26 protein-coding genes and 1 tRNA gene are annotated in these 24,336 nt (G+C 42.1%); 21 read left to right on the top strand and 6 right to left on the bottom strand.

Features of this window, described 5'->3' with window-relative positions; all coding sequences use genetic code 11:
- Positions 1–80 precede the first annotated feature (80 nt).
- The 7 genes from trxB (at position 81) to CKW02_RS16995 (ending at position 5,775) form a co-directional block, all read left to right on the top strand.
- Positions 81–1,031 carry a thioredoxin-disulfide reductase gene (gene trxB / locus CKW02_RS17025; RefSeq protein WP_034620189.1) on the top strand — a complete coding sequence of 317 codons (951 nt, stop codon included), beginning with the start codon at positions 81–83 and terminating at the stop codon, positions 1,029–1,031.
- A gap of 357 nt (positions 1,032–1,388) precedes the next feature.
- The gene (locus CKW02_RS17020; RefSeq protein WP_003213484.1) at positions 1,389–1,853 is read left to right on the top strand and encodes an 8-oxo-dGTP diphosphatase; all 465 of its coding nucleotides are present in this window, start codon (positions 1,389–1,391) and stop codon (positions 1,851–1,853) included.
- A gap of 39 nt (positions 1,854–1,892) precedes the next feature.
- Complete coding sequence (rapZ, locus tag CKW02_RS17015; RefSeq protein WP_034620188.1) at positions 1,893–2,780, top strand: RNase adapter RapZ; 888 nt, start codon at positions 1,893–1,895, stop codon at positions 2,778–2,780.
- Positions 2,781–3,740: a gluconeogenesis factor YvcK family protein gene (locus CKW02_RS17010; protein WP_003213226.1), complete on the top strand. Its 960-nt coding sequence runs from the start codon at positions 2,781–2,783 to the stop codon at positions 3,738–3,740.
- Between the two features lie 17 nt (positions 3,741–3,757).
- Positions 3,758–4,708: a DNA-binding protein WhiA gene (whiA, locus tag CKW02_RS17005; protein WP_003213321.1), complete on the top strand. Its 951-nt coding sequence runs from the start codon at positions 3,758–3,760 to the stop codon at positions 4,706–4,708.
- A 26-nt stretch (positions 4,709–4,734) separates the two neighbouring features.
- On the top strand, positions 4,735–4,992 hold the full coding sequence (locus CKW02_RS17000; RefSeq protein WP_003212821.1) for an HPr family phosphocarrier protein: 258 nt from the start codon (positions 4,735–4,737) through the stop codon (positions 4,990–4,992).
- A 39-nt stretch (positions 4,993–5,031) separates the two neighbouring features.
- Positions 5,032–5,775, top strand: a complete 744-nt coding sequence (locus CKW02_RS16995; protein WP_003213548.1) for an arylamine N-acetyltransferase family protein — start codon at positions 5,032–5,034, stop codon at positions 5,773–5,775.
- Positions 5,776–5,825: 50 nt separating this feature from the next.
- On the opposite strand, the gene CKW02_RS16990 is transcribed toward CKW02_RS16995, so the two are convergent.
- Positions 5,826–6,314 carry a ribonuclease gene (locus CKW02_RS16990; RefSeq protein ID WP_003212642.1) on the bottom strand — a complete coding sequence of 163 codons (489 nt, stop codon included), beginning with the start codon at positions 6,312–6,314 and terminating at the stop codon, positions 5,826–5,828.
- Between the two features lie 184 nt (positions 6,315–6,498).
- On the bottom strand, positions 6,499–7,476 hold the full coding sequence (locus tag CKW02_RS16985; RefSeq protein WP_003213741.1) for a 2-hydroxyacid dehydrogenase: 978 nt from the start codon (positions 7,474–7,476) through the stop codon (positions 6,499–6,501).
- 553 nt (positions 7,477–8,029) lie between these two features.
- On the opposite strand from CKW02_RS16985, the gene CKW02_RS16980 reads away from it, so the two are divergent.
- On the top strand, positions 8,030–8,611 hold the full coding sequence (locus CKW02_RS16980) for a beta-class carbonic anhydrase (protein WP_003213318.1): 582 nt from the start codon (positions 8,030–8,032) through the stop codon (positions 8,609–8,611).
- A 37-nt stretch (positions 8,612–8,648) separates the two neighbouring features.
- Positions 8,649–10,271: a SulP family inorganic anion transporter gene (locus CKW02_RS16975; RefSeq protein WP_003213243.1), complete on the top strand. Its 1,623-nt coding sequence runs from the start codon at positions 8,649–8,651 to the stop codon at positions 10,269–10,271.
- A gap of 28 nt (positions 10,272–10,299) precedes the next feature.
- Here the strand turns inward: CKW02_RS16975 and CKW02_RS16970 are convergent, their stop codons facing one another.
- The gene (locus CKW02_RS16970; RefSeq protein WP_003213115.1) at positions 10,300–10,629 is read right to left on the bottom strand and encodes a MazG nucleotide pyrophosphohydrolase domain-containing protein; all 330 of its coding nucleotides are present in this window, start codon (positions 10,627–10,629) and stop codon (positions 10,300–10,302) included.
- 136 nt (positions 10,630–10,765) lie between these two features.
- Between CKW02_RS16970 and CKW02_RS16965 the strand changes: the two genes are divergently transcribed.
- On the top strand, positions 10,766–11,344 hold the full coding sequence (locus CKW02_RS16965; RefSeq protein ID WP_034620142.1) for an LOG family protein: 579 nt from the start codon (positions 10,766–10,768) through the stop codon (positions 11,342–11,344).
- A gap of 59 nt (positions 11,345–11,403) precedes the next feature.
- Here the strand turns inward: CKW02_RS16965 and clpP are convergent, their stop codons facing one another.
- A complete protein-coding gene (gene clpP / locus CKW02_RS16960; RefSeq protein ID WP_003212962.1) occupies positions 11,404–12,000 on the bottom strand; it encodes an ATP-dependent Clp endopeptidase proteolytic subunit ClpP in 597 nt (198 codons plus the stop codon).
- Between the two features lie 228 nt (positions 12,001–12,228).
- On the opposite strand from clpP, the gene CKW02_RS16955 reads away from it, so the two are divergent.
- The 5 genes from CKW02_RS16955 to abc-f all read left to right on the top strand — a co-directional run bounded on the left by CKW02_RS16955 (position 12,229) and on the right by abc-f (position 16,976).
- Positions 12,229–12,534: a TM2 domain-containing protein gene (locus CKW02_RS16955; RefSeq protein WP_034620141.1), complete on the top strand. Its 306-nt coding sequence runs from the start codon at positions 12,229–12,231 to the stop codon at positions 12,532–12,534.
- 114 nt (positions 12,535–12,648) lie between these two features.
- Positions 12,649–12,724, top strand: a tRNA-Arg gene (locus CKW02_RS16950).
- Between the two features lie 305 nt (positions 12,725–13,029).
- A complete protein-coding gene (locus CKW02_RS16945; protein WP_003212622.1) occupies positions 13,030–13,494 on the top strand; it encodes a DinB family protein in 465 nt (154 codons plus the stop codon).
- A 261-nt stretch (positions 13,495–13,755) separates the two neighbouring features.
- Complete coding sequence (locus CKW02_RS16940; RefSeq protein WP_003213609.1) at positions 13,756–14,925, top strand: macrolide family glycosyltransferase; 1,170 nt, start codon at positions 13,756–13,758, stop codon at positions 14,923–14,925.
- Positions 14,926–15,416: 491 nt separating this feature from the next.
- Positions 15,417–16,976: a ribosomal protection-like ABC-F family protein gene (gene abc-f, locus CKW02_RS16935; protein ID WP_003212762.1), complete on the top strand. Its 1,560-nt coding sequence runs from the start codon at positions 15,417–15,419 to the stop codon at positions 16,974–16,976.
- 15 nt (positions 16,977–16,991) lie between these two features.
- Here abc-f and CKW02_RS16930 read toward each other — a convergent pair whose 3' ends face one another.
- Positions 16,992–18,401: a polysaccharide deacetylase family protein gene (locus tag CKW02_RS16930; RefSeq protein WP_003213091.1), complete on the bottom strand. Its 1,410-nt coding sequence runs from the start codon at positions 18,399–18,401 to the stop codon at positions 16,992–16,994.
- Between the two features lie 309 nt (positions 18,402–18,710).
- Here CKW02_RS16930 and CKW02_RS16925 point away from each other — a divergent pair, with 309 nt between their 5' ends.
- The 4 genes from CKW02_RS16925 (at position 18,711) to CKW02_RS16910 (ending at position 22,024) form a co-directional block, all read left to right on the top strand.
- Positions 18,711–19,739, top strand: coding sequence for a FecCD family ABC transporter permease (locus tag CKW02_RS16925; protein WP_197699514.1), 1,029 nt, complete (start codon positions 18,711–18,713; stop codon positions 19,737–19,739).
- A complete protein-coding gene (locus CKW02_RS16920) occupies positions 19,736–20,737 on the top strand; it encodes a FecCD family ABC transporter permease (RefSeq protein WP_003213657.1) in 1,002 nt (333 codons plus the stop codon). The genes CKW02_RS16925 and CKW02_RS16920 overlap by 4 nt, the downstream gene beginning before the upstream one ends.
- A 17-nt stretch (positions 20,738–20,754) precedes the next feature.
- Complete coding sequence (locus CKW02_RS16915) at positions 20,755–21,660, top strand: iron-hydroxamate ABC transporter substrate-binding protein (RefSeq protein WP_034620137.1); 906 nt, start codon at positions 20,755–20,757, stop codon at positions 21,658–21,660.
- 139 nt (positions 21,661–21,799) lie between these two features.
- Positions 21,800–22,024, top strand: a complete 225-nt coding sequence (locus CKW02_RS16910) for a phage holin (RefSeq protein WP_003212682.1) — start codon at positions 21,800–21,802, stop codon at positions 22,022–22,024.
- Between the two features lie 88 nt (positions 22,025–22,112).
- Here the strand turns inward: CKW02_RS16910 and slrR are convergent, their stop codons facing one another.
- On the bottom strand, positions 22,113–22,583 hold the full coding sequence (gene slrR, locus CKW02_RS16905; protein WP_003212780.1) for an HTH-type transcriptional regulator SlrR: 471 nt from the start codon (positions 22,581–22,583) through the stop codon (positions 22,113–22,115).
- A 257-nt stretch (positions 22,584–22,840) separates the two neighbouring features.
- Between slrR and CKW02_RS16900 the strand changes: the two genes are divergently transcribed.
- Positions 22,841–23,572, top strand: a complete 732-nt coding sequence (locus CKW02_RS16900) for a YveK family protein (RefSeq protein ID WP_003213148.1) — start codon at positions 22,841–22,843, stop codon at positions 23,570–23,572.
- Entirely contained in the window at positions 23,562–24,245 is a 684-nt protein-coding gene (locus CKW02_RS16895) for a CpsD/CapB family tyrosine-protein kinase (RefSeq protein ID WP_003212774.1), read from the top strand. The genes CKW02_RS16900 and CKW02_RS16895 overlap by 11 nt, the downstream gene beginning before the upstream one ends.
- The last annotated feature ends 91 nt before the right edge of the window (positions 24,246–24,336 follow it).

Here is a 24,336-nt window from a genome sequence, read left to right as displayed (position 1 = left end):
CTTTCTGTCATGAATGGAAGCATCACCCAAGGGCATTCTAATAAGAAATGCTAGCAGCAATTGAAGAGGGAGTGACAGTTGTGTCAGAAGAAAAAATCTACGATACGATCATCATTGGAGCGGGACCTGCCGGAATGACAGCCGCTGTTTATACATCTCGTGGAAATCTTTCAACATTGATGATTGAAAGAGGGATTCCAGGCGGTCAAATGGCTAATACGGAAGATGTCGAGAACTATCCTGGCTTTGAAAGCATTTTAGGGCCAGAACTTTCAAATAAAATGTTTGACCATGCGAAGAAATTCGGTGCTGAGTATGCATATGGCGATATCAAAGAAATCGTAGACGGTGAAGAGTACAAAATCGTCAAAGCCGGTTCAAAAGAATACAAAGGACGCTCTGTCATTATTGCAGCAGGTGCGGAATACAAAAAAATCGGTGCACCAGGTGAAAAAGAACTTGGCGGTCGAGGCGTCTCTTACTGTGCAGTATGTGACGGTGCTTTCTTTAAAAACAAAGAGCTCGTCGTCATTGGTGGAGGAGACTCTGCGGTAGAAGAGGGTGTGTACCTGACACGCTTTGCGTCAAAAGTAACGATCGTTCATAGACGCGACAAGCTTCGTGCCCAAAGCATTTTACAAGCACGTGCTTTTGATAATGAAAAAATCGACTTCATGTGGAACAAAACCGTTAAACAAATTAATGAAGAAAACGGTAAAGTCGGCAGTGTGACTTTGATTGATACGGTGACTGGTGAAGAAGAAGACTTTAAAACAGATGGCGCCTTTATCTATATCGGAATGCTGCCACTGTCTAAACCATTTGAAAATCTCGGCATTACAAATAAAGAAGGCTACATCGAAACAAACGAAAGAATGGAAACGAGAGTGGAAGGCATTTTCGCCGCTGGTGACATTCGTGAAAAAACACTCCGTCAAATTGTGACAGCAACAGGTGACGGAAGTATTGCCGCACAAAGCGCACAGCATTATGTAGAAGAGCTTGCTGAAAAACTTAAAGCAACGAAATAAAAGGCTGTCGTAAATCCTTAATATAGCGTCATGGGCTTTTAACTGGAATGTAACACGGGTGAAACAATTTTCCGTTATGATAAAACTAGTAATTGACCCCCTTTTATAAGGAATACATGTTTGGCACGGATGAGAATCCGTGTCCTTTTTTTTGCTTAAAATCAGAAATTCATGAGATGTTCACAAATGACGCATGGAGAACCATTGATTGCTGTAAAATAAAGAGTAGAGAAAATGCTCGCCACTTCTTTCAGACGAAATTCGGTCTGTTTTCGGTGAAGAAGGGGCATGTTCATTGTGGACGTCAGGATGAACCTGTATAATAAGTTAAAGACATAAAAGAGTAGGTGACAGCTGATGCAACGAGTAACCAATTGTGTGCTGCATCACGAAGATCAAGTTCTCTTGCTGCAAAAGCCAAGACGAGGCTGGTGGGTAGCGCCGGGCGGAAAAATGGAAAGCGGAGAATCGGTCAAGGATTCAGTCGTTCGAGAGTATAGAGAAGAAACAGGAATTTATATTTTAAATCCACAGTTAAAAGGTGTTTTTACCTTTATCATAAAAGAAGGCGATCAAATCGTTCAAGAGTGGATGATGTTCACCTTTATGGCAGATTCATTTACTGGAAAAAACGTGACAGAGTCAGAGGAAGGCATTTTAAAGTGGCATGAAGTAAAGGATGTGCCGCATTTACCGATGGCACCAGGGGATTCCCATATTCTTGATTTCATGCTAAAGGGAAAAGGACTTCTTCACGGTACTTTTACGTATACACCTGATTTTGAATTGATTGCTTATCGGTTAGATCCTCAAGGAGACTAATACATGAACCGTTTTTATAAAGAAGGAGAGGAAGCAGGCATGAATACGCACAAACAAGAAGATATTCAGCTTGTGATTATTACAGGAATGTCAGGTGCGGGGAAAACCGTTGCCATTCAAAGCTTTGAAGATTTAGGTTACTTCTGTGTAGATAACTTGCCGCCATCACTTTTACCAAAGTTCCTAGAACTCATGAAGGAATCGAATTCGAAGATGAGTAAGGTTGCCCTTGTGATGGATTTGCGCGGACGAGAATTCTTTGACAGCTTGATTGCAGCCTTAGATGAAATGAGTGATCTTGGCTGGATCACACCAAGAATATTATTTCTAGATGCAAACGATAAGGTGCTTGTCTCAAGATACAAAGAAACGAGACGTTCGCATCCTCTTGCGACTACAGGTTTGCCGCTCGAAGGAATCGCAATGGAACGCGATCTGTTAGAAGAGTTAAAAGGTCGGGCTCAAATGATTTTTGATACATCGGATTTAAAACCAAAACAGCTTCGAGAAAAAATTGTCGCGCACTTTGCCACGACCCAAGGGCAGGTGTTTACAGTGAATGTGATGTCTTTCGGTTTTAAATACGGTCTGCCGATTGATGCTGATCTTGTATTTGATGTGAGATTTCTGCCGAATCCTTACTATATTGAGAGCATGCGTCCACAGACTGGAAACGATGAAGAAGTGCGCTCCTATGTAATGAAATGGAGCGAGACACAAAAATTCACAGAGAAATTAATTGACCTTCTCAGCTTTATGCTTCCGTCCTATAAACGAGAAGGAAAAAGCCAGCTTGTGATCGCTATTGGCTGTACAGGCGGACAGCACCGATCAGTGACGCTAGCGAACTACTTATCGGAGTATTTTAAAAATGACTACTACACTCATGTCACTCACCGGGACATTGAAAAGAGAAGCAGAAAATAGATGAAGACACTTCCAAAGGTGGTCATTCTTGGCGGGGGCACTGGCTTATCTGTTTTGCTCAGAGGGCTAAAAACAAAGCCAGTGGACATTACCGCTATTGTAACGGTTGCTGATGACGGAGGCAGCTCAGGCAGACTGCGGCATGATTTGAATATTCCGCCTCCAGGCGATATTCGAAATGTCCTTGCAGCTCTCTCTGATGTTGAACCGCTTGTAGAAGACTTATTTCAGCACCGTTTTAACAAAGGGAATGACTTAACAGGCCACTCTCTTGGCAACCTCATTCTTGCGGCCATGACAAATATAACCGGTGATTTTTTTCATGCCGTCACAGAAATGAGCAAGGTCTTAAATGTGAGAGGAAAAGTTTTGCCAGCAGCGAATTCAAGTGTTGTTCTACATGCTGAATTAGAAAATGGGCAAGTGGTAACAGGAGAATCAAAAATCCCAACATACGGTGAGCGAATTAAACGAGTGTTCCTCACACCTGATACGATTGAGCCGCTCCCAGAATCGATTCAAGTCATTCGTGAAGCCGATTTGATCGTCATTGGACCTGGCAGCTTGTATACAAGTATCTTGCCAAACTTGCTTGTACCGCATATTGGCGAAGAAGTGATTCGTTCTAAGGCGAAAAAAGTGTATATTTGCAATGTCATGACGCAGCCAGGGGAAACGCTTTCCTACAGTGCAGCTGATCATGTGCAGGCATTAAACGATCATATGGTTCGTCCATTTATTGATACCATTTTTGTAAACAATAAAGAAATTCCAGAAGAGATCAAAGCAAAATATGCAGAAGAACAGGCACAGCCTGTACAGTTCGACACAGATGTACTCAAGGCAATGGGACTGGAAGTCATCCCTGGGGAAATCATTACATACGACCAGCATGTGATTCGTCACGACACGCTGAAAGTAGCCGCGCTGCTTGTCGACCTGCTGCATAAGAAAAAATAGGAATGGGGGTGGCAAGGATGTCATTTGCATCCGAAACAAAAAAAGAGCTGACTAATCTGGACGTGAAGGACTGCTGCACAAAAGCAGAGCTTTCTGCCCTCATCCGTATGAACGGTTCATTATCTTTCTCTAATCGAAAATTAATTCTAGATATACAAACAGAGAACGCAGCTATCGCAAGACGGATTTATACGCTGCTAAAAAAGAAATATGATGTCACAGTCGAGCTGCTCGTTCGTAAGAAAATGAGATTAAAAAAGAATAATGTGTATATTGTCAGACTAGTAGAACGAGCGAAAACCATTTTAGAGGATTTGAAAATATTAGGTGAGCAATTTGTATTTGAGCGTAATATTTCAGAAGAGCTTGTAAAGAAAAGATGTTGTAAGCGCTCCTATATGAGAGGTGCTTTTTTAGCAGGCGGTTCTGTGAATAATCCAGAAACGTCTTCCTATCACCTTGAGATTTTTTCCCTATATAAAGAACACAATGATGCCCTTTGTGAGCTCATGAACCAATTTCATCTCAACAGTAAAACACTTGAGCGTAAAAAAGGCTACATCACATATATGAAAGAAGCCGAAAAAATTACTGAATTCTTAAGTGTTGTAGGTGCGCATAATTCACTTCTTCGCTTCGAAGACGTTCGGATCGTCCGTGATATGCGGAATTCCGTGAACCGGCTCGTCAATTGTGAAACAGCAAACTTGAATAAAACGATTGGTGCATCACTGCGCCAGGTCGAGAACATTCAATTCATTGATGAAAAAATTGGACTTGATGCCCTGCCAGATAAGCTGCGAGAAATTGCAAAGCTGCGAGTCGACTATCAAGAGGTCACGCTAAAGGAATTGGGAGAAATGGTGGAAAGCGGCAAGATCAGCAAATCAGGCATTAATCACCGCTTAAGAAAGCTAGATCAAATTGCAGAACAATTACGAAACGGACAAGCTGTTACACTTAAATAGGAGAATGAAAAAGGGAGGCAGATCATATGGTGGAAAAAACGGTCACCATCCAGTTGAAAACAGGCTTGCAGGCACGTCCCGCTGCTTTGTTCGTACAGGAAGCGAATCGCTTTGGGGCTGAAATTTTTCTAGAGAAGGACGGAAAAAGAGTCAATGCGAAGAGCATTATGGGTCTCATGAGCCTTGCGATCAGCTCTGGGATCACTGTCAAACTGATAGCAGATGGTGCGGATGAACAAGAAGCCATTGATGCGTTAACTGATTTTATCAATCAAGAAAACTGAGTCTCTTCACAGACTCAGTTTTTTTAGAAGGGAATGAACATGATGCAATCAGCATTTTTACAGAAGATCGGATACGAAGGACAGTCTATCACCTTTGATGACCTGCCTGCATTATTAAAAAAGATGGCCTACACCTTTCCATTTGAAAATAGATCTGTGCTGAACAAACAATCCTATGCCTTGAATCAAGAAGGATTGAAGCAGCATCTTCTTGAAGGAGGCAGAGGAGGTCTTTGTTACGATCTCAATCCTCTTTTATATTATGTGTTAAAAGAGGCAGGACTCGCTGTACAGCTCGTTCAAGGGACCGTGTATAACAAGGAAGCGGGCACATGGGCAATCGATGGCACGCACGTAGCCATGACGTTGAATCATCACAACGAACGCTTCCTTATTGATGCGGGTTTTGGTGTGAATTTACCTCTCCAGCCTGTACCCTTTACTGAAGAATGGGTGGAAGGAGCGTCTATTCGGTTTCGAGTCAAAGAAGAGAAAACCGAAAAAGGTGCGCATCTTGTCCAATTAGATAGAGGAGAAGGCGCTGAGACAGGCTATGCATTTACATTGGAAGAGGTGAGTGAGCCTACATTGGTCCAAATGAGAAAGCAGATTTATGAAAATGAAGCCTCTCCTTTTAACAAAAGACCGCTTGCTTCAAAGCTCACACCAACAGGACGTGTAATCGTCACCGAGGATCATGTCACCATACATGAACATGAAGAAGTGTCGAAAAAACCGCTGCCTCTGCCTTTTGAGGAATACGTGAAAACCCTGCTGCCATAAGTAGCATCAAAAAAACAGCCCTGCGTCAAATGGGGCTGTTTTTTGATTGATTATCGAATACGTGTGAATGTAGCGTAATGGTCTGTTGTTTTGTAAATGAGCCAGTCACTTGAATACACGAGGCGATCAGCATTGCGGAAGCCTGAGACGTAGTTGATATCTGCTTCACGCCATGTGCGGCCGCTTGCTGAAGGGAGACGTCCCTCCCGGTTAGAGAAAACATCTCCACCGATGCTTTTGCCTGGGGCAACCTCTGCTAGATTTCCCTTCGATGCCACCCATCCAAGAGCACTTGCTTGTGATTTTGTGATGTAGTTATCAGGCAGTCGTTTGTAGCGAATCAAATAATCGGCTACACCATCAAACGTATTAATGACGGCAAGGGTATGAACATCTGATGTCAGTTGAATAGAAGCTGTTTTATTTGTGGCGGTCGGTGTAAGTGGTGTTTCGGCATAGGCTTGCTGCGGAATAAAACCAGAAAACAGAATAGCAGCGATCAGAGCAAACATAGTAAAAACCGAACTGATTTTTTTCATCTTCATCCTCCTATTAAGGAAATCGGAAGCTGTCCTCTTGATGCTTGTCTACCTCATATTATAGCACCCGAATATGAAGGAAATGTAAAGAAACAGGATCTTTGCTAAAATGAGGCTTTTCTCCTGATATCCTTCTATTGAAATAAATAAAAAGACGCAGCTCTGAATCCTGCGTCTTTTCCGATTAAGATGAAGCAAGCTCCTTCACAATATCTACAGGGGCTTTGCCATCAATTCCATGAATCACATTATGAATGGCTCGTTTCAGCATAAGATCCCGTGTTGTTTCAGTAGCGGAACCGATGTGGGGAACAAGGGTGACATTGTTCATTTCTTTGAAAGGATGATTCTCCTGAAGCGGTTCCTGTTCAAACACATCAAGACCTGCGCCTTTGATCCATCCCTCTTGAAGCGCTTGAATGAGGCTTTTTTCGTCCACTGTTTTCCCGCGGGAGATGTTTACAAATAAAGCCGTTTGCTTCATTAACTTCAATTCTCGTTCGCCAATCATATGATACGTTTCATCGGTCAGCGGTGTAATCAACACAATGATATCAGCTTGCTTTAGCAGGTCATCAAGTGTGCAATATAAAGCGCCATATGCTGATTCAGCCTTTTCATTCCGGCTGCGGTTATGATACAGAACATTCATATCAAAACCATGTGCAGCTCGTTTGGCGACTTGCTCTCCGATTCGTCCCATGCCAATAATGCCAAGCGTTTGATGATGGACATCGATGCCAAAGATATCCTCTTCCTGTACAAATTTCGTCCATTTCCCCTCACGGATAAAACGATCAAGCTCGGCAATTCTTCGCGCAGAGGAAAGAATGAGTGAAAATGCAAGGTCAGCCACAGTGTGGTCGAGTGTATGAGGCGTGTGTGTACCAATTACGCCTCTTTGCCTCATCAATTCTATATCGAAATTGTCATAGCCGACAGAGTTGTTGCTCACTACTTTGAGTTTTGGTGCGTGATCTAATAGCTCTTGATCGATTTTCGTTCCAGACGTTAAAAGACCATCAGCATGCTGCAATTTTTGAAACAAAATATCTTTTGGAATGGGGTCCTTGGATTGCCAAACCTCGTATGTACAATGTTCCTTTAGTATTTCCTCAAATGAAGCAGGTAATGGTTTGGCGACAAAAATGTGTGGTTTCATTGTCAACTCGCTCCTTTCACATGATCATCTTGCTCCTTTTATTATAAAGCAACCATTTCGGCTGAACACGTTTGAAGGTTATCTGCTCAATATTTAATATACTAAAATAACGGAAAAGAGAGACATTTTCTTAGTGAAAAAGGGTATTCATATGCCATCTGATTCATTTTTTACTTAGATGAAAATCAGCTAATGGGAGTTGTGATATATGAAAAAGCCGGTTTTTCTGAGAGATTATCTGACAAACTGGAAAATAGATCGAGATTTTTTGATAGAAAAATGATTATATTTGAAACATATTAAACGGGAAGGTCGTTTTCTACTAAACCATTTCATCGTCTTTTGGCGAGTAGAGAACGATAGATTGAAAGGAAGACCGCGTCCCCCTTGCGATGAAGCGTAAATGAGAGAAAATGATCACATTTCTTCTCATCGTTTTCTCATTTTTTTCTTTTTTTTCTATCATTTTTCATCTTTATGCTTGAGAACACACGAAAGAAAAGGAGGACAGGCAGGAGCTTACGTGACTTATAAAAAGATGGGAGATGGCAGGATGGGATCAAAATTAGAACAGATTCTTCAGCACAATTCAAAGTTCGTACAAGAGAGACATTATGAGCCTTACAAAGCGGGGAAATTTCCTGAAAAGAAACTCGTCATATTAACTTGTATGGATACACGTCTTTTGGAATTATTGCCGCAATCCATGGGGCTACGTAACGGTGATGCGAAGATCATTAAAAATGCGGGCGCCATCGTAACACATCCTTTTGGCAGTGTGATGCGGAGTATTCTGCTAGCAATCTATGAGCTAAAGGCAGAAGAGGTATGCATTGTAGGACATCATGAATGCGGAATGGCAGGTCTTGCGGCAGATCCTTTACTTGAAAAGGCGAAAGCGCGTGGCATTGAAGAGAAATGTTTGAGCATTGTGAAAAACTCAGGAGTTGATTTAAAGGGATGGCTGACAGGCTTTGATTCGGTTGAAGAGAGTGTGTCCCAAAGTGTGAAATTGGTTAAAGAGCATCCATTGATGCCAAGTGATGTGGCTGTTCATGGACTTGTCATTCATCCAGCAACGGGAAAGCTGGATGTCGTTGTGAAAGATAATCAGATTGATGCGCAGTATACCTAAATCATCTACACATACTTGAAGGAGGCCAACACATACCATGCGTTTTTATGGAAGATTTGAAGGATATGATTCATCAAAATTTAGACGTGATTTAATCGCTGGGCTTGTCGTGGGCGTTGTGGCAATTCCTTTAGGCATGGCTTTTGCCATTGCATCTGGTGTCGGACCAGAATATGGATTATACACAGTCATCGTTGCCGGCATTTTGATTTCATTGTTTGGTGGTTCAAAGTATCAGATCGGCGGGCCGACTGGGGCGTTTGTTCCGATTTTATTTGGTATCGTCAGCCAATACGGTATCGAAAACTTACTCATTGCCGGTTTTATGGCAGGGTGTATGCTTGTATTATTCGGGATATTCAAACTAGGGAAGCTCATGAAATTTATTCCTCGTCCGGTTATCATCGGCTTTACTGCTGGCATTGCTGTCATTATTTTTTCAGGACAGATTGCCAATTTCCTCGGATTAAAGGGTGTTGAAAAGCATGAAAGCTTTTTCCTCAATATGAGAGAAATTGTGGTCCATCTCGGTACCGCAAACAGTCTTGCCATCATCACAGCTGTTATTGGGCTTATTGTGATATTGGTGGCACAAAAATACATTCCCAAAATACCTGGTGCTCTATTAGGTCTATTGGCTTCAACGTTTCTAGCTGTTCTCTTTTTCCAAGGACAAGTTGAAACGATCGGCTCGGCATATGGGGAAATTCCTCGTCAGCTGCCAAGCTTTGCTTTTCCTGAATTAACGATTGAAAAAATGATCTACCTCCTCCCTCCAGCGATTGTCATTGCGCTTTTAGGCGGAGTAGAATCGATCTTGTCCGCAATGGTTGCTGATAATATGAAAGGCTCTAAGCATGATAGCAACAAGGAGCTTGTCGGACAAGGGATCGCCAATATGGCGGCACCGCTGTTCGGAGGAATACCGGCGACTGGGGCGATTGCCCGTACGGCAACAAACATCAAAAATGGCGGAGCAAGCCCGATTTCAGGTGTTGTGCATGGCGTCGTCGTGCTGCTCATCTTAATGCTCTTTGCGCCATATGCGTCGATGATTCCACTTGCTGCGATGGCACCGATTTTAATGTTTGTGGCTTGGAATATGAGTGAGAAAAAAGAGTTTATCAATATTGTAAAAGTGAAAAATGCGGATTCCCTTGTACTTGTTGTGACCTTCCTGCTGACGGTCATCGGTGATTTGATTATTGGCGTCACCGCAGGTCTCATTTTAGCCTTTATCGCTTTCATCAAAAAAATGAGCCAGACGACCAGCATTCATCCAAACGTTGCGGTTCCCCAGATGGAAACAGCAGCTGCTTTAGAAAAACAGACAGACCAGCAAGGCATCAGTATGTACGCCATTGAAGGGCCGCTGTTTTTCGGGACAACAGATTCACTCGAAAATTCGATTCTTGACCATGTTCAGACAAAGCCGAAAACCCTCATTCTGCTCATGAATAAAGTCAATTATATGGACACATCAGCAGAAGCGGTGCTGATGAATATCTCCAATCGGTTAAAGCATCATAATGGTAAGCTGATGATTGTCGGACTTCAATCACAGCCGAAAGAGCTTTTGCGTCGAACAGGTCTTTTCCATCATATTGGAAAACAGTATTTTTTTGAACGAACAGATGATATCTCACCACAGCAGCTATAAAGGTGGAAAAAAGCACGTGACGATGTGGTCACGTGCTTTTCAGTTCTGAAAAACGCTTTGTGAGTTTCTGTTGATGAGAGGAGAAAATCTCTTCTACTGTGACATCATAGAGATCGGCTAAAATAAGTAGATTCGCTAACACATCTCCCATTTCTTCAACGAGTTCTTTCTTCAACTCAGATGATTTTTGTTTTTGCTCGTCAGGCCGGTCACGTCCGATCTCGATGGCTCTAACAGCGCGAGCGAGTTCTCCTGTTTCTTCCATCAGGAACCCTAACCGGATAAACGGTCCGTATTCTGTCCAATTTCTCTTTTTGTAAAAATCCTTGATCCATTTCTCCATCTCATTTGTTTGCATTCTCTTTATACAGCTCCTTATATGGTGTGCACCTTTTGATTTTACACTATATATAGATGAAGCGGCTGTTTTTTTAAAAACAATTATAGTAGAATGAGTGGGTGAAGAAATCATAGAGAGAGATGGAGCTGTTTTGATGAAAACGATTTGTGTGTTTGCTGGTTCGAATCCAGGCGTGAAGGACGTGTACAAAGAAAAGGCTGTAGAGCTGGGGACTTATATGGCAGAGCATGACATCCGTCTTGTATACGGCGGTTCACGAATTGGATTGATGGGTGCCATTGCAGATGAGGTCTTAAGACATGGCGGGCAAGTCATTGGAGTTATGCCTAAGGGGCTTTTTAGAGGAGAAGTTGTACATCAAGAGCTGACAGAATTAATCGAGGTAACAGGAATGCATGAACGAAAAGCGAAAATGAGTGAGCTGGCTGATGGATTTATTGCGATGCCAGGCGGCTTTGGTACATATGAAGAATTATTTGAGGTGCTATGCTGGGCACAAATCGGCATTCACCAAAAGCCAATCGGCTTGTATCAAGTGAATGACTATTTCAATCCGCTCATTGACATGGTGAAGTTTAGTGTACAGGAAGGTTTCTCGAATGAATCACACCTCCAATTGTTACATGCCTCCAGCGAACCGGAGGAATTAATCACGCAGATGGCTTCTTATCAAACACCATCTCTTCAGCAGAAATGGACGGAGCTGTCTTAAAGCGTATTTCAACCACAAAAAACCGTCTGTTCGAGGAGCAGACGGTTTGTTTTGTCATATTATTTTTGTTCTTCTGCATTACGGGTCAAGACTTTGTCAATGAGTCCGTATTGAAGTGCTTCTTCCGCTGTTTTGAAGTTGTCACGATCTGTATCGCGCTCAATCACTTCGATTGGCTGACCAGTGCGTTCAGCAAGTACTTGGTTCAGTTTATCGCGTAAAGAAAGGATTCGTTTTGCCGCAATTTCAATTTCTGTTGCTTGACCTTGGGCACCACCTAGTGGTTGGTGAATCATGACTTCACTGTTTGGAAGAGCATAACGCTTACCTTTTTCACCAGCAGCAAGCAGGAACGCACCCATAGATGCAGCCATACCAATACAAATGGTTGATACCTTTGGTTTAATAAATTGCATCGTATCGTAAATGGCCATACCAGCTGTGATTGAACCGCCAGGGCTGTTAATGTAGATAGAAATATCTTTTTCTGGATCTTCAGCTTCTAAGAAAAGCAGCTGGGACACGATGGAGTTGGCAACATTGTCATCGATCGCAGAACCAAGCATGATAATACGGTCTTTTAAAAGACGAGAATAAATGTCGTAAGCTCTTTCCCCACGATTTGTTTGTTCAATGACTGTAGGTATTAAATTCATAATGTTCCTCCTTCACCTTTTAGGTAAGTATGTAATTCAATGATACATTTTTGGTCAATAAAGGTCAAACAAAACGCAATCAAAAAATTCGACAGCCACATGTTATTTTTCCCAAAATTTATTTTTCTTAAACCATGGAAAAGTTTTAAAAAAATATGGTAAAACTTTCTGTTATGAGGTAATATTACCTATGTTATTATTATATATAGTCGGAAAGAAGGAAGAATAGTGGATAATCTTTTGGAGAAAAGTAGTTTGACTGATCAACAGCGTATTGTTGTATCAACCGAACTTCAAGCCAAAAAAAAGTCGAAATTAGTTGTATTTATTTTGTGGTGGTTCCTTGGAGCTATTGCTATTCATCGTTTTTATCTTGATGAAAAAAAAGGTTATGCAGTGACCATGCTTCTACTAGGATGGTTGACATTTTTCATTTGGCCATTTATTGATGGGATCATTTGTCTTGTCAAAACAGTGGATGAAGTAAATGAAAACATAGAACGAAAAATTATTGCGTCTGTTAAAAGTGCATAAATTGATATGTCTGCATCTTTTCGGTGCAGGCTTCTTTGAAGTCATCAGAATATTATTGCTTTCTTGCAGCATTTCCCTTATAATTTGATATGCTGACGTTCAAAAACATATCGTGCGCTCGTAGCTCAGTCGGATAGAGCGGTGGTTTCCGGTACCACGTCTGCCGGGGGTTCGAATCCCTCCGAGCGCGTCTATAGTATCCGATTGATCATTTGTGAAAGAACCTGAAAACCCTTTGAAATAAAGGGTTTTTTGTTTTTTATGAGTGTTATTGTGTGAGTAAATTGAGAGGAGCTTCACTATTTATCATCGTTTAAGTGAAGTAGTTCATTTTGTATCAAAAAGCACAGATTGAAATTGTTAAAAAGACAAATTTTCTTTATGATAGCAATTAAGTAAAGTTAATCTATAATTGGAGTATAAAATCATTGAATCAACAATATTCTCAAAGCTTGTTCAACTAAAAGGGCAGAATCCTTTAATAAGGAGGCACTCATGAATTGTGAAAGTGTTTTACATCAAATTGAAGTAGCTGTTAAAACATTAATAAAAATAGTAAGTCAATTAGAAGAAGATGATTTACAAAAAAGACCAACACCTCATAAGCAGTCTATCGGAGAGTTGCTGGAACACATTGCGATCATTTGTGAAGCTGACTGGCGTATTGCTAATGAGGCTACCCAAGAAGAGATGGAAAATTTTTATGCTAATGTATCATATAAAACTTTAAAGTCGATAGAAAATGGCTTAATGACTAATTTTCATTCATTAAAAAATAATTATATGAAATTATCGGACACAGAACTACTGTCTCGTACCACTTCATATTGGGGTGTGACATATACAAGGTATGAATGGTTGTTAGAGATATTAGCACATGTTTATCATCATAGGGGACAATTACATGCTATGCTTGTTCACTGTTACAATAAAGACCCCAAAATTTTAATGTTTGAATAATGTTCTTCAACTTCAATCAATGAATTTATCTATGCTGATCCGATCTCAATTGAAAAACAGTCTGCTGCGTTTAAACAAATGCTGCTCAAAAAATAATAGAAAAAAGACAAACCACTGAACAGGGGGCTTTGTCTTTTTTTGATATCTTCTTAAAATTACTAGCCATAAGACTCATTTCTTCCCTTTACAGGCGTATTTGTTGAGCCCGCTGGCTGTATATGATTAACATGGAAGAGAATTGACAATGAGGAGGGATTTCTTGTGGCAAAGATTTTATTGATTACATTTCCCGCTGAAGGGCATGTGAATCCTATGTTAGGGATCATCAAAGCTTGGGCGGATCGTGGAGATGAAGTGCATGCGGTCACAACTGTACATTATGAGGAACGAATCAAACGCTTAGGCGCTCACGTACATAAACATCCAGACTATATTCGGACATTACACGTGGATGAAGGAAATCTCGATTCCATGCAGCCATTCTTTCATGCCATGCTGCAAACATCATTTGATATTTTAGAGGTGGTGGAAATACTTTCTCAGCAGCATTCATTTGATTTTGTCTATTTTGATATGTTTGGGGCAGGGGAGCTTGTTCGAGATTATTTACAAATTCCAGGGATCGGTTCAAACCCATCCTTTGTGCTGCAAGAGGCGCATTTTGATACACCGCTATACAGAAAAGATGAGAAAGCCGATCATCTGTTAGAAAGCATACAAGAGCGTTTTGGCGTTCAGCCAACGCGTTTGATGCAATTCATGAAAAATCGCGGAGAACTGAATATCGTGTATACAAGTGAGTATTTTCAGCCGTCTGTCGATGCAGTGAACGATTCATTTGTTTTCATTGGACCGAGCTTTCTAAAAAGGGCAGATCAGCATGATTTCCCGCTGGAAGCACTTGAGCAAGATAAAGTCGTCTTTATTTCGATGGGCACCGTTCTTGGGGATACAGAGGCATTTTTTAATATGTGTATAGATGCCTTTGCCGACTTTGATGGAAAAGTGGTGCTCGCAACAGGTGAAAAAGTGGATCGGTCTCTCTTGAAAGAAGCACCTTCTCATTTTCTGATCGAGCCTTATGTGCCGCAGCTTGAAGTGCTTGATCTGACAGATGTGTTTGTGACGCATGGCGGAATGAACAGTGTCAATGAAGGCATTCATTATCACGTTCCGATGGTTGTCATTCCGGTCGACAAAGATCAGCCGATGGTCGCACAAAGACTGACCGAGCTATCTGCTGCCCGTGCACTTGATAAAGACCAACTGACAGCAAAGCAGCTAAGAGAAACCGTGGAATCTGTTCTGGGAAGTAACACATACCGTGCTGGAATCGAAAAAATTGAAGAAAGCTTCCAAACAGCAGGTGGAACAGATAAAGCATTGCGGACGATTGATCAATGGATGCAGACGAAACAGACTCAATCATGAGTCTGTCAGCGTGTAGGCAAACCCTCGTATTTGGTGTCTGACGTGCGTGAAAGTGGAATTCGCTCTGCTTCGGTACCAGTCCTTCCAAGACTTCAAAGGTTTTCTATTACGCTGAAATGAATGGACTCACCTGTACCATTTCAGCTTGACAAAAAATAACCAATCTTTTATTGTAAACGTAACAAACGACGGAAGGGTGACCCAATGCAATGAAGTACTAATCCTATGACCTGTAAGCAAAATGAAAAAACGAAGGCAGTGAGCAAACGATTGGTTTGCCATGTTTGCTGCGTTTTCATTTTTTAGCTTCGGAATAGGATGGTACAGCTTGGGAATCAAAGAATGAGAAGATTGATACGGGGGATGTGTGTGTTCAGATAGGAACGGCACGTCATCTGGAATTGATCCGCTTATTTTTGTACACCATTTTGCCTCCTATTCTGAGAATGGGAGGCTTTTTCATGTCTCCTGATACGAAAGGAGAGGGTTGGATGTTAGTAAAAGCCAATCAGTTAAAGGTGTTTCGAAAAGATCGATTGTTATTTGATATTGAGGAACTTGCCATCCATCAAAGTGACCGCATTGGACTTGTCGGGGCAAATGGAAGCGGGAAAACGACGTTATTGCATGTGCTCGCGGGGCAAGAGACACCAGACAGTGGCACGTTTGCCGCCACAACGACCTGCACACTGCTTCCTCAGCTAAAACAAGCGGATGGCATACAGAGTGGTGGTGAGATGACTCAGACGTATATTGAAAGCGCGTTAAACCGTCCTTCTGCCCTTTTATTAGCAGATGAACCAACGACTCATTTAGATACAGAGCACATTGAGTGGCTGGAAGAGAAGCTGAACAATTATCAAGGAGCCCTCATTGTCGTTTCACATGATCGTGCTTTTTTAGATGCGGTATGTACGGAGATTTGGGAGCTGGATCATGGACAGCTCAATCAATACAAAGGCAACTACACGCAATTTGCACATCAAAAAGAGCTGGCGCATCGTCAGCAGGTGGAAGCGTACGAAGCTTATACCCAAAAGAAAAAACAGTTAGAGCATGCGCTAGAAAAGAAAAAGAAAAAAGCCGACAAAGCTACAAAGCCATCCCAAAAGCTGAAATCCTCAGGGCCAAAAATTGCAAAGCCCTACTATGCAAATAAGCAAAAAAAGCTGCAAAAAACAGCCAAATCGATTGAAACAAGGATGGAGAAATTAGAAAAGGTTGAGAAAGTAAAAGACATTCAGCCCATTCAAATGACGCAGCATACAATGAAGGAAGTAGCGAGCCGTACCATTTTGCGAGTGAAAAATGTAGATGGCAAGGCGGGCGATCAATTGCTTTGGAAACAGGCGAATGTGGAAGTGAGAGGCGGGGACAAGGTCGCCATCATTGGCAAGAATGGGAGCGGGAAAACGACATTTCTCCGAATGCTGGTAAATGGACATCCCGGAGTTTCTCGCTCAGAAGCTGTCAAGCTCGGCTATTTTCGTCAAGATCTTTCAGGATTAAAGGTAGATGAATCGATTTTACAAAATGCGCTGAAAGAGGCAGTTCAAGATGAGACAGTGGTACGAACGGTTTTAGCGAGACTTGGGTTTCGAGGGGGTGACGTGTATAAACCTGTCGGGGTGTTAAGCGGAGGAGAAAGGGTGAAGACCATGCTGGCGTCCTTGCTTGTCAGCGATGCCAATGTTCTCATGCTGGATGAACCGACGAACTTTCTAGATCTGGCGGCAGTTGAAGCGCTTGAAGGTCTATTGAAGGATTACCCGGGTACGGTTGTGTTCGTTTCCCATGATCGCAGACTGATTGAGAATGTGGCGACTCGCATTTTCCATGTTCATGAAAAGCGTATTGAAGCTTTTTGTGGAACATATGAAGCGTATAAACAAAAAGGCGACAAACCAGCTGTGACCCAAAGAGAAGAGGAGCTTCTGTTAATTGATTTACAGCTGTCTGAAGTGCTCAGCCGGTTAAGTATTGAGCCGTCTCAGGAGCTGGAGGAGACATTTCAAGCATTATTGAAACAAAAGAAATCTTTGGAGTCATAAAGAAAACCCCTGTGTTTATTGCACAGGGGCTTGTTCATGTCGTTCTTTTTTTAATTGATCAAGCTCACTGACGGTGACGAGCTGATAGCCTTGTTTGGTGAGTTCATGAATGATCTTCACTGCTGCTTGAGCTGAGCTGTCATAAATATCGTGCATTAACACCGTTTTGCCATCTGCTGCATGTGAAAGAACGTGGTTTGTGATCTGCTGGCTGTTGCGAATTTTCCAATCCTCAGGATCAACATCCCATAAAGAGACCTTCATCCCAACCGCTTGATTGATGTCTTGATTTGTTCCACCATATGGCGGTCTAAAGTGCGTAGGTGTATACCCGCTCGCTTTCTCAATCAGCTTCTGAGTGTCCTTCACTTGTTTTACAGCCTCCTTTAAAGGCAGTCTTGTTAATAAAGGATGACTGTAAGAATGGTTTCCGATTTCATTCCCGCCTTTTAGAATATCAGCAAGCATATTAGGATAATACTGCACCCTGCTGCCTAATACGAAAAAGGTCGCATGTCCTTTATTTTCCTTCAGTGCTTCTAAAATCTTTGAGGTGGTCGCTGGATTCGGACCATCATCAAATGTGAGGGCGATGGCTTTTTTATTTGGATCAAGCTTTGATTTTTGCGGCAGCTTGACGGCTTTTCTTTTCGGATTTGGTTCTTTCATTTCATTTTGATTTTTGGTTTTATTCATATATTCTGGCTTCATTATATCCTTCAGCAGCGTCTTTTTAACCGCAAGTGTTTGGGGACCAAGATCCTCGTTGGCTACTTGAGATGCTGGGAAATAAAATTCTACATATTTCTCTTTCAAGGCAAATTGACTGAAGTTTTGAGCAGTAGGGGCTGTTCCCTTCTGAAGGAGCGTCTGATCCTTAGATAAGGTTTTGTCCTTTAAAAGCTCCGAATATGTAATGTAGGATAATTTCTTCAAAAAGTTGGTTTTAGGTAGAAATAAATCTTTTGTGTCAAGAAAGGTTTTTTTCTGAAAATCATAGTTGATCGTGAGATGATTGGTGGTCCCATTTTGTTGACCTGTATAGGTATAAGTCGTAAAGCGAATAGCAGCCGACTGCTTCGCATAATGCACCATGTCATAATCAATATTCAGTTCAAAGCGTTTGTTTTCATCGACGTCCTTGGCTTCACTAAACGTCTTTTTGAAATGCTCTAAAGCTGAATTGGCATAGCTTTGAATCTTGTCATCTAGCTCTTTTTGATGAAAAAGAGGATAGTTGACTGCATATCTCATAAATTTCCCGTCATTTACGAGAGTGACGATTTCGACGTTTTTATAGTTCGTATCCTGCTTTACATTTTTCTTCTCGGTACCACTTGCTTGTTGATTCTGAAAGAAAGCAACGACTCCAATGACGATCGCAAGTGCAAATAGGCCGATACTCCATTTTCCCTTTAATGACACAACGTTCAAATCTCCTCTCAAGACGGGTCATTCTTTATCAGTTTGACATCTGTTTGTAATATTTTTATAACATTTGACTTACTTTTGTCATTTTAGAGGATATTCAGGCGGAATGTCAACTATTTTCCTATTAAACTATGAGAAAAAATGATAGGTCATTTCAAACGAGCAAAGACTGTCATCTGCATACCTTCATTAATTAAAAAATAAGGTGTACATTGATTTTTGAGAGGCAGGCAGATATAATTTTGATGATTATGATTCTCATTTTCAAACAGACTTTTAATGAAGAAAAGGATGACACCGATTTTGCAGGATAAGCGAACACCTCAACAAAAACGATCATCATATATTCTGTTCCTTTTGATATTTTTTCTCGCCGTCCTTAGTTTGGCAGCTGCCATGTTTTTGGCTGTGTCATATGGTGCCAAAACATTGTCTCTGCAAACGGTTTGGACAGCTGTATTTGACTATCAGTCAGATGTCACAGAGCAGCAGATCATCCATGAATTAAGACTTCCTCGTGTTTTAGGAGCAGCTCTTGTTGGAGCGGCATTTGCCGTAGCGGGTGCGCTCATGCAGGGGATTACAAGAAACCCGCTGGCCGATGCGGGGATTTTAGGCATCAATGGCGGTGCGATGTTCGTGGTCGCTCTTTGTTTTGCTTTTTTCCCAGGCATCCCTTATTCGGCACTTATGTTGTTTTCCTTTTTTGGTGCAGTGCTCAGTACGCTGCTGATCTTTGCGATTGGTGCGGCTGGTGGCGTTTTGACACCAATGCGCTTAACAGTAGCAGGAGCCGTTGTGGCTGCATTGCTTCATGCACTTAGCTCTGGAATCGCGATTTATTTTGACTTAAGTCAGGACCTTGCGTTTTGGTATGCAGGCGGAGTGGCAGGTGTGAAATGGCCGCAGCTGACAATTCTTGCCCCGGTCATTCTCGTAGTGATCGTATGGGCGATGCTATTAGGACGGTCACTGTCGCTACTGTCGCTTGGTGAAGATGTAGCGGCAAATTTAGGGGTGAAAACGCGACAAGTGCGAATACTAGGAATGGTAGCTGCTGTATTATTAGCAGGGGTTTCTGTGTCAGCAGTCGGCTCCATTGGGTTTGTCGGTCTTGTCATCCCGCATATCGCACGAAAGCTGGTTGGTGTAAACTATCGTTTCGTCATTCCGATGTCAGCGATATTAGGCGCGGTACTGCTTGTCTTTGCTGACCTTGCCAGCCGCACCGTTAATCCGCCGCGAGAGCTTGCCATTGGCGTGATGGTGGCACTTGTCGGTGTTCCTTTCTTCTTGTATATTGCCAGAAAAGAAGGGAGGAACCTGTCATGAGAGAGAAACAGCGGGCTCTTGTTGTGACAGTCGTTTTGCTTTGTTTAAGTGTGGCCGTTGTGCTGTATAGCTTAAATACCGGTACGCTGAAACTAAATCCTCTTGTAGTCGTCAAAACGTTATTCGGCTTTGGAGATTTTCAAAGTGAAACGGTGCTGTTTGACTATCGTCTGCCTCGAATCGTGGTAACGATGCTAGCGGGAATTGGTCTTGGTATTGCGGGAGGCATTTTGCAAAGTTTATCTCGTAACCCGCTGGCCGATCCAGGGATTATTGGACTGAATGCAGGCGCCGCATTTGGCTTAATCGTGTATGTGACGTATTTCCACGCACTAGAAGGCAATCCCTCTCTTCTTATTCCGCTCTTTACATTTGGCGGAGGGCTTCTTGCGGCAGCGGTCATCGTGCTTCTGGCGTATGACCGGCAGGAAGGGCTCGTTCCCATCCGGCTGATCCTAGTAGGAATTGCAGTTGCCGCGGGATTCAGTGCTTTGACGTTATTTTTGTCATTGAAGCTAGATGAAGATACATACACATTTGCTTCAAGATGGCTTGTCGGCAATGTCTGGGGAAGAGACTGGATTCATGTGTTAGCGCTTCTGCCTTGGATTGTCTGCCTTGTGCCGCTTACGCTGATGCAGTCAAGCACGCTCAATGCGTTGACATTAGGAGATGCTGTCGCCTCAAGTGTAGGTGTACGTGTTCAGCGTCAGCGTCTCCTTTTGCTGACCTTAGCTGTTGGTTTGGCGAGTGCAAGTGTTTCGATGACAGGCGGTATTGGTTTTATTGGACTTGTCGCTCCGCATTTGGCAAGGCGGCTTGTCGGCTCACTCCATCAATATTTTTTACCAGTTAGTGCACTGATTGGCTTGTTGATTTTGGTCAGTGCCGATACAATTGGACGTTCCATCTTTGCCCCAAATGCCATACCAGCGGGTGTCGTTGTGGCTTTTATCGGCGCTCCTTATTTTCTCTATTTATTAGCAAAAACGAAATAAACAAGAAAGAGGAACTCATCATGAAAAAATTACTTGTGCTTGGTTTAACGCTCTGTTTTATCTTGCTTGCCGCTTGTGGTCAACAGGAAAAAAAGAATACAACAACTCAAAACGATCATGGAACACCGAAAATTGCTTCCTTGTCTATTCATTTAACGAATGACTTATTAGCACTCGGTATCAAGCCAGCAGGCTCTGTTGTAGGAGGGGATTTAAAAGATTTCCTTCCACATGCGAAGAAGCAGCTGAGTGGTACGAAGAAGCTTGGTATCGCAGCCGATCCTGATATGGAGTCGCTGCTTGCATTACAACCAGATGTTATTTACGTTGATGAAGAACTAGCTGGACAAGATTTATCGAAATATAAGAAAATCGCCAAAACGGAAGTGTTTGATTTAAATAACGGCACTTGGCGTGATCATTTGAAAAAAATCGGCAAGCTTGTCAATAAAGAGAAAGAAGCCGATCAATATATTCAGGATTACAATCAAGAAGCAAAAGAAGTCAAATCGCTCATCAAACAAAAGATTGGAAACGGAAAAGTGATGGCGATCCGTGTGACGGCAAAGGAGCTTCGAGTATTTAGCATGAAGCGCCCAATGGGTCCAATTTTGTACGAGGATTTAGGCCTCACACCTGTCGATGGGGTGAAGAAACTGGACAGCAAACGGCCATTTGAAGTGATTTCTCAAGAGGTTCTTCCTGACTATGATGCAGATGCTATCTTTGTCGTCGTGAACCGTGACGATAAAGCGCAGCAGGCATTCAAGCAATTAGAAAAGACGCCGATTTGGAAGGGTCTAAAAGCTGTGAAGAACAATCAAGTCTATCCGATTGCCGATCAGCCATGGCTCGATTACTCAGCACTAGGCAATAAAATGGCATTGGATGAAGCGAAAGAGATGTTTTCTACATCAAAATAAGATGAAATCAGGCATCATTCCTTATATAGGCATGATGTCTCTTTTTTTGATCCGGTCTTCTATTCTTTCGGTTTTTGCATACATATGAGAGAGAACGAGCCTTACCGCCCGTGAAGGGGAAGAAAGGGAGGGGTTACAGTTGGAAGTTCAAAAAATTAGTGCAGGTACAATCGCAAGGCTTGTGCTGCTTTTGCTCGCACTTGTCAACAGTGCGCTAACCGCTGCGGGAAAAAGCCCAATTCCTATTGATGAAGAAGGTATTCAGCAATTCATCACGTTAGTCTTTCTTGGAATTACATCTCTCTGGGCCTATTGGAAAAACAATGATATAACGAAAAAAGCACGAACAAAAAAAGCAGAATAAGAGGAAAAAGAGCCTTTTCATGATAAAAGGCTCTTTTTCAGCGAAGCGTCAAACGCCTCTCCCCGCAATTTGACTCTTCCTGAAAGGCTTACGCCCGTCGTTCTCCCATGTTGGCGAGGAATGCTTTTACTTCCTCAATGCTTAAGCCGATAGCTTTCGCCTCACTCATCAGACGCTTCCACTCTGTTATATTCGAATCCGTCAACTTTCTATGAGTGACATGTAACGTCTTTTCTTCCTGCTCCTTTTGGTACGTTTGGAGCAGCTGATAGAGTTCTTCTTTTGGCATGCCGGATTGGACGGCATTGACGATATGCTCCCGCCATTCGTGTTCACCACTCTCAGAGTCATGAAACATCAACGTCTCTGCATCAAATAGCTCTTGTAAATCAATCTCTAGCGAAGAGGATACCTTTTTTAAAAACTGGACAGATGGATTTTTGTGGACACCACGCTCAATTTTACTCAAATACGATTTAGAAACATGGGCATCTTCAGCCAGCTGCTGAATGGAGTATCCTTTCCTCTTTCGGTAAATGCGTATCACCTTTCCTATCATTCGATTAATGATCTCCCTTCTCCCTGGCGAATCGTACTGCGACCTTTTTGTTCATTATAAGAAATAAATTGTTCTTTATAAAATTCAAAAACGTAAGAATCAGGAAGTAAACAAAAGAAAACGAACGATTTCGTTCTTTAAAAAGAACTATAAGACCTATTATGACATTTTTCTTTGCGGGTATTATCTTTTATAATCCAATCATTAACAAAAAGAAACCATATATAACCTTTTTATGATGAAATCGGGAGGTATCTATGAATGAGAATATAGGTTTTAAGCAGCTGTTTTCTGTCATTAAAGAGAAAATGGCCCTTCTGATCCTGATTGTCCTGATCGTAACGGGCATTTCAGCCTACTATCAGTTCTATGTCTCGACTCCTGTATATCAGGCAACCACTCAAATTCTTGTTCATAAACGCAGCAATGACGCACAAGCGAACTTAAACGATATTCAGATGAACCTTCAATATACACGTACCTTTCAAGTTTTATTAAAAAGTCCGATCGTTATTGAAAAAGTAAAAGAAACACTCAATCTCACAGAATCAGCTGAAGGATTAAAACACAAAATTGCCACAAGTACAGAAAATGAGTCTGAGGTCATCAATATTTCTGTGCAAGATGAGGATCGCGCAAAGGCAGTTGCCATCGCGAATACTGCAACAGAGGTGCTGCAAGAAGAAATCAAAAAAACCATGAATATGGATCGCATTAATGTTTTGTCTGAAGCCAAGCTGTCCAATACGATTCTCATGAATTCAAGAAAATTCGTTCATATCGTACTGGCACTAGGCGCCTCTTTATTAGGGGGGGTAACACTCATTTTCTTAATGAACCTACTCGATGATACTGTAAAACGAACGCATCAAATAAGAGAAGAGATCGGATTGCCGTCGCTCGGCAGCGTCTATCAGATGCAGGCAGACAGGAGGGCAAAAAAAGACAAGCAGTCCGTCATAACGGGAGGACAGAACATTGATCTTTAAGAGAAAGAAAAGAGAAAAGAGAGATTTATCCTGTATTTCTGTATTAGATCCTCACTCTGTCATAGCAGAACAATTTCGTACGATCCGAACGAACATCGAATTCACATCAATCCAAACAAGGCTGAAATCCATATTGGTGACATCCTCCTTGCCGAAGGAAGGGAAATCATTTACGGCTGCAAATCTAGCAGCTGTTTTTGCACAGCAGAAAAAGCGGGTGCTGCTAATGGATGCTGATTTGAGAAAGCCGGCTGTTCATGAATATTTTGACCTGAGTCATCACACGGGCTTGACCAATGTGCTATTAAATAATTGCAGCTTGGAGGAAGCTATTTTACCCACACCTATTGAACATTTAGAGCTGCTTCCGAGCGGAACCATTCCGCCGAATCCAGCTGAGCTGCTCTCCTCATCTGTCATGAAGCAGCTGTTTTATGAAATTGAACAGCAATATGACATGGTGATTGTTGATTCTGCGCCGCTTCTGCCAGTAGCCGATGCAAAGATCCTGGCGAACCGGACAGATGGAAGCATTCTTGTTGTCTTAAGCGGCAAAACCAAGATAGCTGCGGTCAAGAAATCAAAAGAAGTGTTAGACGGGACAACAGGTAAACTGCTTGGGGCTATGCTAAATGGCAAGAAAGAGAAAAAGGGAAGGCTGTATATGTATTAACAAGATTGATAGGTGATGTCTCCTAATCTTTAACAATGGAGGCACTCGATCCTGCTGTGGGCATGACCAATGCCTTAGATGCTCGTCATCA

Source organism: Bacillus pumilus, from assembly GCF_900186955.1.
GTDB lineage: Bacteria > Bacillota > Bacilli > Bacillales > Bacillaceae > Bacillus > Bacillus pumilus.
This window is presented reverse-complemented; position numbering and strand designations above follow the sequence as displayed.

Coding starts and splice junctions, on each gene's coding strand:
- clpP (WP_003212962.1), bottom strand. CDS start 12,000: ATGAATTTAATACCTACAGTCATTGAACAAACAAATCGTGGGGAAAGA.
- CKW02_RS16900 (WP_003213148.1), top strand. CDS start 22,841: ATGAATGAGAATATAGGTTTTAAGCAGCTGTTTTCTGTCATTAAAGAG.
- CKW02_RS16985 (WP_003213741.1), bottom strand. CDS start 7,476: ATGAAACCACACATTTTTGTCGCCAAACCATTACCTGCTTCATTTGAG.
- CKW02_RS17010 (WP_003213226.1), top strand. CDS start 2,781: ATGAAGACACTTCCAAAGGTGGTCATTCTTGGCGGGGGCACTGGCTTA.
- CKW02_RS17000 (WP_003212821.1), top strand. CDS start 4,735: ATGGTGGAAAAAACGGTCACCATCCAGTTGAAAACAGGCTTGCAGGCA.
- rapZ (WP_034620188.1), top strand. CDS start 1,893: ATGAATACGCACAAACAAGAAGATATTCAGCTTGTGATTATTACAGGA.
- CKW02_RS16945 (WP_003212622.1), top strand. CDS start 13,030: ATGAATTGTGAAAGTGTTTTACATCAAATTGAAGTAGCTGTTAAAACA.
- CKW02_RS16995 (WP_003213548.1), top strand. CDS start 5,032: ATGATGCAATCAGCATTTTTACAGAAGATCGGATACGAAGGACAGTCT.
- CKW02_RS16970 (WP_003213115.1), bottom strand. CDS start 10,629: ATGCAAACAAATGAGATGGAGAAATGGATCAAGGATTTTTACAAAAAG.
- CKW02_RS17020 (WP_003213484.1), top strand. CDS start 1,389: ATGCAACGAGTAACCAATTGTGTGCTGCATCACGAAGATCAAGTTCTC.
- CKW02_RS16975 (WP_003213243.1), top strand. CDS start 8,649: ATGCGTTTTTATGGAAGATTTGAAGGATATGATTCATCAAAATTTAGA.
- CKW02_RS16965 (WP_034620142.1), top strand. CDS start 10,766: ATGAAAACGATTTGTGTGTTTGCTGGTTCGAATCCAGGCGTGAAGGAC.
- CKW02_RS16980 (WP_003213318.1), top strand. CDS start 8,030: ATGGGATCAAAATTAGAACAGATTCTTCAGCACAATTCAAAGTTCGTA.
- abc-f (WP_003212762.1), top strand. CDS start 15,417: ATGTTAGTAAAAGCCAATCAGTTAAAGGTGTTTCGAAAAGATCGATTG.
- whiA (WP_003213321.1), top strand. CDS start 3,758: ATGTCATTTGCATCCGAAACAAAAAAAGAGCTGACTAATCTGGACGTG.
- slrR (WP_003212780.1), bottom strand. CDS start 22,583: ATGATAGGAAAGGTGATACGCATTTACCGAAAGAGGAAAGGATACTCC.
- CKW02_RS16920 (WP_003213657.1), top strand. CDS start 19,736: ATGAGAGAGAAACAGCGGGCTCTTGTTGTGACAGTCGTTTTGCTTTGT.
- CKW02_RS16990 (WP_003212642.1), bottom strand. CDS start 6,314: ATGAAAAAAATCAGTTCGGTTTTTACTATGTTTGCTCTGATCGCTGCT.